The 11,977-nt window shown below is 67.7% G+C and carries 15 protein-coding genes; all 15 read right to left on the reverse strand.

Annotated elements, in window-relative coordinates:
* Nucleotides 1-56: 56 nt before the first annotated feature.
* Nucleotides 57-461, reverse strand: a complete 405-nt coding sequence (locus L3i22_RS30385; RefSeq protein ID WP_221320939.1) for a VOC family protein — start codon at nucleotides 459-461, stop codon at nucleotides 57-59.
* A 26-nt stretch (nucleotides 462-487) separates the two neighbouring features.
* Nucleotides 488-1,147: a PIG-L deacetylase family protein gene (locus L3i22_RS30390; protein WP_221320940.1), complete on the reverse strand. Its 660-nt coding sequence runs from the start codon at nucleotides 1,145-1,147 to the stop codon at nucleotides 488-490.
* Nucleotides 1,141-2,007, reverse strand: a complete 867-nt coding sequence (locus L3i22_RS30395) for a 5'-3' exonuclease H3TH domain-containing protein (RefSeq protein WP_221320941.1) — start codon at nucleotides 2,005-2,007, stop codon at nucleotides 1,141-1,143. Before L3i22_RS30395 ends, L3i22_RS30390 begins: the two co-directional genes overlap by 7 nt.
* Nucleotides 2,007-3,146, reverse strand: a complete 1,140-nt coding sequence (locus L3i22_RS30400; RefSeq protein WP_221320942.1) for a glycosyltransferase family 4 protein — start codon at nucleotides 3,144-3,146, stop codon at nucleotides 2,007-2,009. Before L3i22_RS30400 ends, L3i22_RS30395 begins: the two co-directional genes overlap by 1 nt.
* Nucleotides 3,143-3,649, reverse strand: coding sequence for a phosphoribosyltransferase (locus tag L3i22_RS30405; protein ID WP_221320943.1), 507 nt, complete (start codon nucleotides 3,647-3,649; stop codon nucleotides 3,143-3,145). The genes L3i22_RS30400 and L3i22_RS30405 overlap by 4 nt, the downstream gene beginning before the upstream one ends.
* 62 nt (nucleotides 3,650-3,711) lie before the next feature.
* A complete protein-coding gene (locus L3i22_RS30410; RefSeq protein ID WP_221320944.1) occupies nucleotides 3,712-4,647 on the reverse strand; it encodes a radical SAM protein in 936 nt (311 codons plus the stop codon).
* Nucleotides 4,644-5,684 carry a glycosyltransferase family 2 protein gene (locus L3i22_RS30415; protein ID WP_221320945.1) on the reverse strand — a complete coding sequence of 347 codons (1,041 nt, stop codon included), beginning with the start codon at nucleotides 5,682-5,684 and terminating at the stop codon, nucleotides 4,644-4,646. Before L3i22_RS30415 ends, L3i22_RS30410 begins: the two co-directional genes overlap by 4 nt.
* Nucleotides 5,675-6,157, reverse strand: a complete 483-nt coding sequence (locus L3i22_RS30420; RefSeq protein WP_221320946.1) for a DUF6884 domain-containing protein — start codon at nucleotides 6,155-6,157, stop codon at nucleotides 5,675-5,677. The genes L3i22_RS30415 and L3i22_RS30420 overlap by 10 nt, the downstream gene beginning before the upstream one ends.
* Nucleotides 6,154-6,699 carry an SUMF1/EgtB/PvdO family nonheme iron enzyme gene (locus L3i22_RS30425; RefSeq protein ID WP_255657272.1) on the reverse strand — a complete coding sequence of 182 codons (546 nt, stop codon included), beginning with the start codon at nucleotides 6,697-6,699 and terminating at the stop codon, nucleotides 6,154-6,156. Before L3i22_RS30425 ends, L3i22_RS30420 begins: the two co-directional genes overlap by 4 nt.
* A gap of 16 nt (nucleotides 6,700-6,715) precedes the next feature.
* Nucleotides 6,716-7,585 (reverse strand): reverse transcriptase domain-containing protein, encoded by an 870-nt coding sequence (locus tag L3i22_RS30430; protein ID WP_255657274.1) that lies wholly within the window; start codon nucleotides 7,583-7,585, stop codon nucleotides 6,716-6,718.
* 70 nt (nucleotides 7,586-7,655) lie between these two features.
* Nucleotides 7,656-8,333 (reverse strand): 4Fe-4S cluster-binding domain-containing protein, encoded by a 678-nt coding sequence (locus tag L3i22_RS30435; RefSeq protein WP_255657276.1) that lies wholly within the window; start codon nucleotides 8,331-8,333, stop codon nucleotides 7,656-7,658.
* A gap of 35 nt (nucleotides 8,334-8,368) precedes the next feature.
* Nucleotides 8,369-9,088: a 6-pyruvoyl tetrahydropterin synthase family protein gene (locus L3i22_RS30440; RefSeq protein ID WP_221320949.1), complete on the reverse strand. Its 720-nt coding sequence runs from the start codon at nucleotides 9,086-9,088 to the stop codon at nucleotides 8,369-8,371.
* Nucleotides 9,085-9,855, reverse strand: coding sequence for a 7-cyano-7-deazaguanine synthase QueC (queC, locus tag L3i22_RS30445; protein ID WP_255657278.1), 771 nt, complete (start codon nucleotides 9,853-9,855; stop codon nucleotides 9,085-9,087). Before queC ends, L3i22_RS30440 begins: the two co-directional genes overlap by 4 nt.
* Before the next feature lie 630 nt (nucleotides 9,856-10,485).
* Nucleotides 10,486-10,956 (reverse strand): PPC domain-containing DNA-binding protein, encoded by a 471-nt coding sequence (locus L3i22_RS30450; RefSeq protein WP_221320950.1) that lies wholly within the window; start codon nucleotides 10,954-10,956, stop codon nucleotides 10,486-10,488.
* Nucleotides 10,956-11,966, reverse strand: a complete 1,011-nt coding sequence (locus L3i22_RS30455; RefSeq protein WP_221330230.1) for an asparaginase — start codon at nucleotides 11,964-11,966, stop codon at nucleotides 10,956-10,958. The genes L3i22_RS30450 and L3i22_RS30455 overlap by 1 nt, the downstream gene beginning before the upstream one ends.
* Nucleotides 11,967-11,977: the final 11 nt, after the last annotated feature.

An 11,977-nucleotide genomic window follows, 5' to 3' on the forward strand; every position in this document is an offset into this window, starting at 1 on the left:
CACAGCATTCGCGCGTACGGCCGAAGATCGCGTGTCGCTACCACCGGAAGCGGCCGTCATGTCGCCGCGCTGGTCGTGGTGAGAATCTCCCATCGGTTTCCGGAGGGATCTTCGACGAAGACCGCGTAATAACTGGGCAGGTAGTCATATTCCTGTGGCGGATGCACGACGCGGCCCGTCGCGATCTGCACGACTGCGGAGTGCGCGGCGTCGACAATGCCGCGGTCATCGACCTCGATCGCGAGATGCTGGAGCCCAGGTCGCCCGTGGGTATGCGGTTCACGGTCGGCGCCTTCGACGGGATAGAGCAGGACTTCCGGCGTTATGCCGCCCCAGGTGCAGATGCGAGGGTCGACGGTGCCTGGTTGGTAGCCGATGACACTGAGGCAAGCGTCGTACCAGCAACGGCTGGCTTCCAGGTCGATGGCGGTAAGCGCGACGTGGTGCAGGGCTCCGGCCACGTGAGGTCTCCATTCTCCGGCCGCCGTCAGGCGGAGATTCGTCCGGCATCTGCGTCGGCGTGCTCGGGACACGGCCCGAACAGGCCAGCTGTTTCGGGAAGGCGGCCGAGAACGGGTACCGGAGCGAACGCCTCGGCGTACTGGGTGCCGATGCGCAGGCCGTGGAGTCTGCCGAGCACCTCGGCCATCGGGCCGAAGTGTTCGACGATGGGCTGCGAGCTGTGTGACCGCAGGGCCCGGATCTTGGTTTCCCACTGCCCGGAGGCGTTGATCATGATGGGCAGATAGATGGGCCGGCCATGGCGGTCGAGGTTGTTGTAGCCGTCGCACGTGTACACCCGCGCGGGAAGGCCGGTCTCGATCACGACGTCGGGCAGTGCGCTGATGACTATCTCGGCGGTGCGCCGGTGATCCGGGTGCACGTCGTCGACGTGGTGGGTGATGACGACCTGCGGTGCCAGGCGGCGAAGGAGTTGCTGTACGGACGCGACGGAAACGTCGGGCAGCCGTTCGAGTCGGGCGCCGAGGATGCCGGCGCCCGCGGCGGCCTCGGCGTCGCGGATCGGATCGTGTGCGGTAACGGCGATGACCGCCGACTGGGCGGCGGCGATCGTCGCGCCTGCCCACAGTTCGGCGTCGTCGGGGTGCGCCATGATCGTGAGTAGGTCGACCGCGGGTTTCACCATCGGCCGATCGCCTCCACAACCGCCGCGGGTGTCGGGAGCAGTGCGGACGGCTCAGCGGTGGGTTTGATGTCCAGCGGCAGGCCCCGGTTGAGCCGGATCATGGCGCGCCACTTCAGGACGTCGTCCCAGGCGGCGGACAGGGCAGCGGTTCGGCTACCGCTCATCCGGCCGTTCTCGTGGAGGGTCTCCAGTGTTTGCCCGTCGGCGAGCAGCGTTGCGGCAGTTCCTGGGCCGATGCCGCGGACGCCGGGGATGTTGTCGGCCGGGTCTCCGGTCATGGCGCGGAAATCGGCCCACTGCGCGGGCGTCACCTTGAACTTGGCGAGCACGGTCTGCTCGTCGATGTGGCGTTTGCCGCGGTGCATGGCGGTGTTGAGAACAGTGATCCGCTCGTCGATGAGCTGGTAGAAGTCGCGGTCGCCGGACATGATGTAGACCCGCCGGGCCGCATCGGCGGCGGCGAGGGTGGCGATGACGTCGTCGGCTTCCTGGTCATCGATCTCGGCCCAGGCGATGCCGTGGGTATCCAGGCCGTCCTTGACGGCAGGTAGCTGCAGGATCGGGGCCATCGCGTCCTCATCGACGGGACGCTGGGCCTTGTACGAGACGTCAGTGGCCTTGCGGGCTGCGGTGCCGTGCTCACCGTCGAAGACCACGATGATCTCGGGCGGGTGCGGGAGTTCCTCACGGATGGCAACGCCCAGTAGCGCGAAGAAGCCGAACAGGCCGGTGATGTCGCGGGTCTTGTCTTTCGACATGATCTTGGCGGGGAAGCCGAAAAATGCACGCCACAGAAGGTTGTGGCCGTCGACGAGCAGCAGCGGAACGGACGGATCGAGACGTGACGGGACAGCGCCCATCAGCTCACCACCTTGAGAAGTAGGTCAGCGATGTGGGCGGGCCGATAGTCCCGTGCAAGGTAGTAAGCAGCCCGTGATGCTGTCTCGTAACGTACCGGATCGGCGCGTAGCTGCCAGGCGGCGCGCCACAGGGCTCGGGGTCCGGCTTCGAGGTCGGCGAGCACGCCCCCATCACCGATCAGGGCCGGTAGATTGCCGGTGCGGTAGGCGATGACTGGGGTGCCGCCGGCCATTGACTCCAACGCCACCAGACCGAACGTTTCGCGCAGCGAGGGCACGATCACGAGCCCGGCTGTGGCGAGCCAGCGGGGCGCGGTATCCCAGCTCAATCCGTCACCGAGCGAGATTCCTGCGGCATCGCAGTAGGCGGTGCACCTTGTGATGGTGTCGTCCTGGCTGCCGATGGTCAGCTCGAAGCCGGCTTTCGCCAGCGCCACTTCGATTCGGGTTGACGCGCCGCTGGTGCCGTGAACGCGGCGGTCGGCGCGTACGGCCGCGTCGCCGGCGGCAGCGAGTAACGGCAGGATGCCTTTCTCGGGAGCGGGCCGTGCCATCACCCGAATGGGTCCGTCGGTCCGCAGGCGGGTCCGGTCCTGCCGGTTGGGTGGTGCTGGCTCGGTCAGCAGGGGGTTGGGCAAGATCTGCCATGAGGTGGTGTCGAAGCCGCGTGCGGTGGCCTCGGCTCGCGCGGAGGCAGACGGGACGAGCACGGCGTCCGGCTTCCGGGCGAGTGCAAGTTCGAGGTCTTCTTGGTGACCGATGACGTGGGCGACGAGGACTCGGCGGTGCGGGATGGTGGCCGGCATGATGCGGCCCAGGCCCCACAACGCGTCGACGTAGACGGCGGCGTCCACCTGGAGCTCGCGGTAGATGTCGACGAGTTCGGCGGTGATCAGGTCGGCTGCGGCGGTGATCGTGGCCCGCAGTGTCTGGTCGTCGGACGGCCACGGCACGCGCAGGCTGGTGAGTCTGCGGATGGTCGCTCCGGCATACCGGGCGGGCGCGGCGGGTGCTGCGGTGATGATGATCGTGCGGTGGCCGAGGGCGGCCAGGCCTGCGGCGAGACCGGCGGTGGCGCGTTCCATCCCGGCGGGGGCGTCGGGGGTGAACGAGACGAGCACGAACGCGACAGTGGTCATCGGCGCTGTACCCGCTCCGGGATGGTCAGCACCTCAGTGCGCTGGCCGGGTTCGAGGTCGTGCTCCCACGGGAAGTGCACCCAGTCGGCGACGTCCCACAGCCACAGATCCGGCGTGTACGCCGAGCCGATGTTGCGGCACAGGGCGACGGTGCGGATGTTGGCGTCCGCCTTCAGGTACGGGCCGAGAGCGTCGGTCACCGCCGCGAACGTTTCGCCCGTGCCGCAGATGTCATCGACCAGCAAGATCTCGCCGAACAGCTTCCGGCTGTTCAATGCCTCGGCAAGGCCGGTGACATCGACGGTGACGGAGCCGGTGGCCTGCTGGTAAAGCTCGTCGGTGGGGTTGTGCTGGGCGCGGACCGTATGGGCGATCCGCCCGGCGGACTTCGCGATCCGTTCGGCCGGGATCCGGCCGCCGCCGGCGATGCCGATGGTCACCGTGAAGCACGCGTACTTGACGTATGCGGCACTGGAGAGCATCTCGCAGCCTTCGGCCAGCACGGGGTCGGTGACCTGCCAGATCCGGCGCCGCTCGAAGACACGCTGCCCGCTGTCTGCCGGCGTCATGCCGCTGCCACCGGTTCGGGCAGCAGATCAGCCGCTTCGGTCAGCGGCTTGGTGCCGGCGATCTGGGTGCCATGCGGGTCGTTGCGCCAGACCCGGGCGTCCGCGCGGATCACGGTGAAACCGCCGGCACCGGCCCGGGTCCGCAACCGCAGCCGGAATCCGGCAGGAACGGCGAGAGCGCCGACGAGCTCGGTGGCCTCGTCGTCGGTGAGCATCTGTCCGGTGACGGTGGCGCCGGCCCCGATCGGCAGCATCTGCAGGAAGGTGACGCCGCCAGCACCGAGCCGCACTGCGAGGTCGACCATGGCGGCGGCCTCGGCCCGGTTCGAGCGCATCAACACCATCTGCAGTTGCACGGGAAGGCCCGCCGCGACGGCCGCGCGTACCCCGGCGGTCGCGCGCCTGAAGCTGCCGGCCGAGCGATGGTAGTCGTGGGTTTCGCCGGTGGCGCCGTCGAAGCTCACCCGCACGGCGTCGAACGCGTCGACCAGTTCGCTGGCGCGCCGCTCAAGGTGCCATCCGTTGGTGGTCACACTTGCCGCGGTCCGGCCGCCGCCGGCAACCCGGCGGCCCAGGTCCGGCAGCTCGCGCAGCAGCAGCGGCTCGCCGCCGGAGATGTCGACGCCGAGCACTCCGGAGCCGGCGAGGACTCCGGCAACGCGGTGTCGTTCGAGCTGGTCGGTTTCGTGCACGCTGGTGTCGTCCAGGCAGTGGGCGCAGGCAAGGTTGCAGCGCACCAGCGGGGACCAGCACAACGACACGGGCATGGCCCGCGACACGGAGATCGGCGGCCCGAGTTCGCCGTCGTCGAGGACGAGTCGTCCCGTTGGCGGCTGGCTGGTCAATCTGAGGGGCAGGTGGTGGTTTAGGCCGGTGGCAGGGTCGTGCAGGATGCCACCGAGGTCGGGCGAGGCGGCGAACACGCGGATCATTTCAGCTGTATCCCTTCGGTGATCAGCTTCAAGGCGGACGGCTGCTTGGTGAGCGGAGCAGTGTTATCGGGGGTGTCCAGCAGCCGCCAGTAGCGCTCGACGTTGCGTGCAGCGGTGGCGAACTTCTGCTGCCACACCTGCTCGGCCTGCGGAGGATCGAGGTGGAATCCACGCACGGAACGCACGGGCGCTACCTTGCAGCCGGCGGCGATCAGCCGGGCACCGAGGTAGGTGTCCTCGCACCCCCACCCCTCGGAGAAACCCGGGTCGAATCCGCCGCAGGCGACAACCCTCGCGCGGGGAACCGCGACGAGCGCGGTCACGACCATCCGCGGAAGGTCCCAGTCGTAGTACCGCTGCCCGTGCCCCAGAGCCCGGAACTCGTCGGTGTCATCCAGCGGCTTGCCGTTGACCGGCTTGTCGAAGACCATCCCGGTGTAGAACATCGGGACGCCGGTAGGCGGCCGCCACACCACCCGATGGTCGGCGGTCAGATCCGGCTCGCCGGCCGGTACGACGGCGACCCCTTTTGGCCCTTCTTGGAAGGGCACGTTCTGTCGGAACCCGACGAGGACAAGGTCGTCGTGGGCGCGCCCGGCAAGGGTGGCGAGAACGTGTCGCGGCAGTGCCATGTCGGCGTCCAGGTAGACGACGGTCGGCGCTTCGGCGAGCATTGTTCCCACGTTGCGGGCCGGGCCTGAGCCGACCTGCTGCGGCAGCCGCCACACGATGCTGGTGACCGGGTGCGCGGCGGCGATCTGGCCGGTCGAGTCCGTGGACGCATCGTCGACGACGATGACCTCGTACTTGCCGTCAGTCTCCTGCCGGGCCAAGGCGTCCAGAACCGATGGCAGGCAATACGCGCTGTTGCGCGCCGCGATGACCACGGACACGGAGGTACCGCGGGCGTCCGAGCGTGGCGACGGATCGTGCCAGCCGGCCCTCAGGTTGCGAGACAGACTGGCGATGATCGGGTCGTAGTCGTTGTCGCGCCCGGCCAGCCGCTGCAGCAGGGTTTGTGCGACGGTCACGGCCATCCCCATCCGTCCAGCACTGCGGACGCGGCGTACCAGCCGCGCGGATCCTCGATCCACCGCAGCCGGCACGACGCCGGAAGCTCACCCAGCAGCTCGAGGTACGCCGGCTCGGCGACGACGAGCAGCTCGGCGGGGACACCGCCGGCTGCCAGCTCGCGGGCGAGTTGCTGGTCGACCAGCGCGGTGAGGCTGACCAGGTTGGTGCCGTTGATCGGCTGGTCATACGTCCGCAGCGGGGCGTCGGCGGAGACGAGGCCGTGCCGGGCGGACAAAATTCGGATCCGGGCACGCAGGGCCGGCTGGCCGCCGAGCCGGGCCCGGATCTGCGGAAAGCAGCCGCCCTGGTATAGCTCCAGTGCGGGCATCGGCTCGGTGCTGGCGGTTTTACGTCGCGAGCAGCCCAGCACGATGAGCCTGCCGCCCACTGGATCGTGGTTCACGCTGCTGGCGACTGCGGTCGGTGTGGGGTTCATCGTTGCCTCACGATTCGTAGTCCGATACCGGCAGAGCGCAGCTCTTGCGGTGCGGCGTTGAGGAAGGTGCTGCGGGCGTACAAGGCAGGCGAGCAGTACGAGCCGCCCCGGATGATCCGTCCGTCGCCCAGCACCGGCGTTGCGGTCCATTCCCAGACCAAACCGGCAAGATCGAGAACTCCGTCGGGGGTGGCTCCGGCAGGCCGGCCGCCGACAGCGACGGGCTGCCGGTAGCCGGTCGGTCGTAGCACCGCCCGGCAGAAGTCAGCATCCGCATCACCCCATGGGTACGCGCGCCGATTGGGGCCGGCGGCCAGCCATTCCCATTCCACGGAGCGGGGAAGCCGGCCACCGAGCCGGGCCGCCAGGTCGGTGGCCTCGCGGTAGGTGATCTGCGTGATCGGCAGGTCCGGTTCCGCGCCCGGATAGCCGGCCTGCATGTGTGTGATCGGGGTGGTCGTCACCTCGAGGTCCGCGACCAGCACAGGCCGGCCGGCGTCGCCGTACCGGCACACTCCGCCGGGCACGAGTGTCCAGGCCATAGCGAGGGCCATGGCGTCACCCGTCGATCAGGTAGAGATCTTCGGGATGGCTCGTTCCCGGCTCCCGGATCCGGCTCTTGCGCCTGTTCGGCTTCAGACCCAGGCGAGCGAGGGCATCGCTAATCCGGTCGAACGCCGCCAGGGCGTGTTCGCGGTTGGCCGCGAAGACGGTGTAGTTGTCGGCGAACCGGACCACGTGCAGACCGTCGAGCAACCGGTCGGCCTGGCCGAGGCGCAGCTGGAACAGCACGGGCCACAGCCCGGTGCCGGGCGCCATGGGCCACGGCAAGCCTGTGATCGCGGTGCGCACCCGGTCCAGGAATGTGCCGTCGTGGACGATCTCGGCGAGCCAGCCGACACACTCGTCCACGTCACCGCCGAACGAGGCGTCGGCCACGTCGACGTCGACGATCCAACGGTTGCCGCTGGACAGGTGCGCGGCGGCCTGCCGGACCGCGGTGAGCCGGTTGCGGCGCGGCCGGTACGCCGACACCCACGGCGCCAACCAAGCGTCGAGCAGCGGATCGACCGCGGTGCGCATCGCCCGGTGCACGATCCGGTCCTCGACCGTCGGGATGACCGCGGTCATCAGCTTTCCGGTGTAGGTCTCGATGTCTACGAGCCGGTTCACCGCGGGCTGCCACGTGCCGTCGGCCAGCCGGGCCGCGAGCGCGGCGAGCCGACCGCGCAGATCACGGCGATAACCGGCCCAGGTGAGCCCGTCGGCGCCCGGCGCCGAGCTGCGCCGCATACAAAGCCGGGCGGCACGGTGCAGATGTGCCACATCGATGAGGTATGGCACCAAGGAGTGCGCGGCACGGCCCTGATCGGCTACCGTGTTGTCCGCCTGGGCGGCAGGAACGATCCCGCCACCCAACACCTTCACAGCGCCGCTTCCCTGCACACGCGGCGCGCGGCGGCCGGAACGACGGCCCCGCCCAGGCCCAGGACCCTGGTCAACGACCACGCTCGTCACCCCACAGCAGAACGTGCAGCCGAGGCGTGAGGTTCCAACCCCGGGCAATCACCGGGTCGGCCAGCTCGCGGCTGCGGCGCAGAATCGTGTCCGCGTCGGTGCCCTCCGGCATCACCCAGATCGGCGCCAACCCGAACCGGGCTTCCCACTCGGCGATCTCGTCCAGGTCCTCGACACCAACCGCGACGAACTTCCACACGGCTTTCCCTGTCGCCAGAAAGGCGTTAACCGCTGGGTCGCGGCGACGCCGTCGTTCGGTCATGCCGGACGCGGCGAGCTTCGGGCTGACATTGAACTGATCGACCACGCTCACCAACGCCGCGGTCGGCGCGATGGATCCGGACGTCTCCACCTCGACACGGACCTTCCCGGCCCGCAGACGGCCAGCAAGGTCGGCGACGGCGCCTTGTTGCCTCAGCGGCTCGCCCCCGGTGATGACCGCCATCCCGGCGCTGCCGGCAAGGACCTTCTCCGCGACATCGGAGACCGGTAAAACCTCCCGGAAGTCATCGAGATTGAAGCGCGTCGAGTCCCAGGTATAGGCGGTGTCGCAGTACAAGCAGCTCATGTGGCAGCCGGACAGCCGGACGAACATTGTTCGCCGGCCCAGCAAGGTGCCTTCGCCTTGGATGGTTGGCCCGAAGATCTCGGAGATCACGAGGTGACCAGGTGGCGCGTGCAGGACGGAGCCGGTCATAGCGAATCCGGCAGGTATTCGGCCCACGTGCTCCGCGTCTCGGACACTCGCGCCGAGTTCACCTGAACTCCGTCGGGGAGGTCGAGGTGGGCGCTCGTCCAGGTGAACAGATGCCGCGCGAGGTACTCGCTGGTCGGCGGTTCACCGCCGACGCTCTCGTTGAGCGACGATCCGTCCAGTTCCTCGGCGGCGTACTTGAAGAACGGGCCAAGCAGCGCTGACGCGTCTGCGTCCGGATCGCTGAACACGACCGTGGCGGTGTAACTGTGTCCGTGCAGACGGCCGCACTTGTGCCAACCCGGCAGGCCCGGCAGCTGGTGCGCCGCCTCGAACGTGACTTCGTCAGCGCCGAGCCGGTCGGCGGTGGCCGGCAGCGGCGACCACACCGCGACCTGGTCGAGTTCGACACCGTCGCGCAGTGGGAGATGTCTGGCGAAGAGGTCCCGCACGAATTCAGTGATCCCCTGGTCCGTCGGCTGCGTGAGCACATCAACCTCGTTGAGGTTCCGGTGATCGAGACATTCATCGACTCGCTGGAGCACGCCGCCGAGCACGCCGAAGTCGACCACGAAACCCGGGTCCTGCAGGACGTCCGCAGCCAGGACCACCTCGAGGGTGTAGGTATGTCCATGCAGCCGGGCCGGACACCCCGGGTTGCCCTGCGCAGGCGTGTGCGCGGCATCAAAGGACATCCGTTTCCCGATGCGCCACGTCACGATGCCACCGCCAGGTACGACGTGGGATCGGGTACGCCGGCGTCGCGGAACGCCTCACGCCGTTCCGTGCAGGTGCCACACGTGCCGCAGTGCAACTCCCCGCCCTTGTAGCAGGACCAGGTCGAGTCGAAGGGGACATTCAGCGCCGCGCCCGCGACCACGATGTCCGTCTTGGACCAGCTGAGGAACGGAGCGGTGACGGCGAAGCCCTCCGAGATGAAGCCGCTGTTGCCGGCGCGAGCAGCTTGCTCATACGGCTCAAGAAATTCGGGCCGGCAATCGGGATAGATCGCGTGATCGCCGGCGTGCGCCCCGAACGCGACCAGGTCCGCCTTGATCGACACCGCTAGTGCCACAGCGAGGTCCAGCAGGAGCGCGTTGCGATTCGGGACGACTGTGCTTCGCATCGTCACTGCGGCATAGTGACCGTCCGGTACAGGAACGGCTTCGTCGGTGAGAGCAGAGCCCTGCAACAGGGCGGTTATTGACGTCAGGTCGACAAGATGATGAGGAATCCGGAGGACGTCCGCGATACGTGCGGCGTGATTCAGTTCTTTCCGGTGCCGCTGACCGTAGTCGATCGAGATACTCGTCAGCCGGACACCTTCTGCCCTAAGCCAGTAGGCCAGCACCGTGGAATCAAGACCGCCGGACAGGACGACGATGCCATAGCATCCCGTGAGAACCCGTGGGGGTCGTCCGGCAGATGGCTGTGGCCCGGTCATCACCTCGCCACCAGCGACATTTGCAGAAAATTTGGGCAGCATCGTGGGACCTCCTGGACATTCATGATCAATATTCCCGAGTGGAGGTATCGGGATCGCCTACTTGCCTAGGTGACGCGAGATGCAGAGACGGCCAGTCATCCCGGGCAGCCGGCGTCCATACCGTCAGGGCACGCCGAAAGAAATTCCCCACAGAATGATTCGTGGGTCATCGCGATTTCACCAGCTGTTCCCGGCCCGGCATAAGGCGGGCAGCGCGTCGCGAAAAGTGCAACTTGCAAGCAACAAGGCCCGCCAGGGCATTGACCTGCAGAAAATCCCTTCTCCCTTGGTGTTTCAACGCCAACGTACGGAGTCAATCAGGCCATGACCGATGTCGGAAAGAGTCGCAGCCACACTCCGACATTGCTTCCGAAATCCTTGACCAGGAGTCGGCTTAGATCCGACTGGACGACCGAACTAATGCCGAAAGCACCACGGCCGTTGAACAGGCTCTCCTTAGCAACAAGCACGGCTCTCCCGCGCGTGTCAGCCGGACACCGAAAGTCTCACGCCGCGTGTCAATGAGATCCGGCAGCACTCCGACAAAGTTCCGACAACGTTTCGACGAGTCTCACCCTAAGAACCACGTTCACACCGCGGCGGGCGTGGTCGTAGTCCTCAACCTGGAACTCACGCCTGGTGGGACCCGAACTGGAGCAGAGGAACGTCGTAGAGGTCCGCTTGTCGCTGGCGGTGCAGCTGTGGCTCGACGATCTCCACGATGATCATCTCGGTGAGGAACTGCACAGTGGCATCGAGCAGATGACTCGTGTGTCCCGTCGCGCTGTGTGCTTTCAAGCCCACGGCAACGTGAATGTGTGGCGCGATGCTTCCGCTGGCGTCGTCCCAGGCGAGGGTGCCACCGCCGAGGGCTTCGACGTTGGTGAGATGGACTTTTGACCAGACTGGAGCTTGAGGGTCTTCGAGCTGTTCACACGTTCCGACCAGGTCTGCGGTGGCGAAGCCGGCGATGAACATGGGGATGTAGCCCTGGTGGATGCCGTTCTCGGTGCACGCTTCGGCGAGAGCGGTGTAGAAGTCGTCTCCGTGGTCGAGCACCACCACGAAGGTGCGGCCGGTCGTGACCTCCCGAGAACGCATCACGCACCGCCGGCCATGGCGTGAGCTGATGGCGCGATCTCGGCGCCCCAGGGCCACCTCTCGCTGCCGCCGAGCCCGGCGGCAGCCGCGAACGCGGCCACAACCTGATCCCGGTCCGCTCCGGCGGCAAGCGCCAGGTACAGCAAAATTCGGGCCTTGTACGGGTCGAGGAGACCGGCAGGGATCAGGCCGCGGCTGATGAGGTCGCGTTCCGAGCCAGGGAAGGCGTAGGTCTTGGCGAGGACCGGGCCGCTGCCGGTACGGGAGGTGAGCACGACCGGGATTCGCGCGGCGGCCTCGGTCAGCGTCGCCAACCAACTTTCCGGGACGTGGCCGACACCGAACCCGGCCACGACGAGCCCATCGGCGCCAGCGGCAAGGGCGGCCAGCGGTGCACTGTCATCGCCGAGCGTCGCGGTGTAAAGCCGTACGAGTGGCGACGGGTGACGGCCGGCGGGAATGACGTGGCGGCCGGTGGCGTGGTTGACGATCGTGACGTGGCCTTCGACGAGGTAGCCGAGCGGGCCGCCGTTCGGTGAGGCGAAAGTCGCGATGCTGGTCGAGTGGGTCTTGCGTACGCGTCGCGCGGCGTGGATCTCGTCGGCAAGGACCACGACACAGCCCAGGTCGCGGGCGGCGCTGCTGGCGGCGACCTGGATCGCTGCGAGGAGGTTGGCGGGGCCGTCGGCGCCGGCCATCGTCGGGTTGCGCATCGCGCCGGTCACTACGAGCGGCTGTGGACCGGGGTGGAGCAGATCGAGGGCGTACGAGCTCTCTTCGATCGTGTCGGTGCCTTGAGTGATGACGACCCCAGTGATGCCGGCTTCCCAATACTTGTGGAGCGTGGTGGTCAGCTCGGTGAGATCGTCGATGGTCAAGGAGGCGCCGGGCTTCGTGCGGAAGGTCAGCACGTCGACTTCGATGCCGGTCTCGTAGAGGCCGGGGACCGCGTCGACGAGTTGTCGGGCAGTCAGCGACGGGGTGACCCCGCCGGAGTCAGTCGCGGTCATGGCGATGGTTC

The organism is Actinoplanes sp. L3-i22 (assembly GCF_019704555.1).
Classification (GTDB): Bacteria; Actinomycetota; Actinomycetes; order Mycobacteriales; family Micromonosporaceae; genus Actinoplanes.

Coding starts and splice junctions, on each gene's coding strand:
- L3i22_RS30390 (WP_221320940.1), bottom strand. CDS start 1,147: ATGGTGAAACCCGCGGTCGACCTACTCACGATCATGGCGCACCCCGAC.
- L3i22_RS30395 (WP_221320941.1), bottom strand. CDS start 2,007: ATGGGCGCTGTCCCGTCACGTCTCGATCCGTCCGTTCCGCTGCTGCTC.
- L3i22_RS30400 (WP_221320942.1), bottom strand. CDS start 3,146: ATGACCACTGTCGCGTTCGTGCTCGTCTCGTTCACCCCCGACGCCCCC.
- L3i22_RS30410 (WP_221320944.1), bottom strand. CDS start 4,647: ATGATCCGCGTGTTCGCCGCCTCGCCCGACCTCGGTGGCATCCTGCAC.
- L3i22_RS30415 (WP_221320945.1), bottom strand. CDS start 5,684: ATGGCCGTGACCGTCGCACAAACCCTGCTGCAGCGGCTGGCCGGGCGC.
- L3i22_RS30420 (WP_221320946.1), bottom strand. CDS start 6,157: ATGAACCCCACACCGACCGCAGTCGCCAGCAGCGTGAACCACGATCCA.
- L3i22_RS30425 (WP_255657272.1), bottom strand. CDS start 6,699: ATGGCCTGGACACTCGTGCCCGGCGGAGTGTGCCGGTACGGCGACGCC.
- queC (WP_255657278.1), bottom strand. CDS start 9,855: ATGCTGCCCAAATTTTCTGCAAATGTCGCTGGTGGCGAGGTGATGACC.
- L3i22_RS30450 (WP_221320950.1), bottom strand. CDS start 10,956: ATGCGTTCTCGGGAGGTCACGACCGGCCGCACCTTCGTGGTGGTGCTC.
- L3i22_RS30455 (WP_221330230.1), bottom strand. CDS start 11,966: ATGACCGCGACTGACTCCGGCGGGGTCACCCCGTCGCTGACTGCCCGA.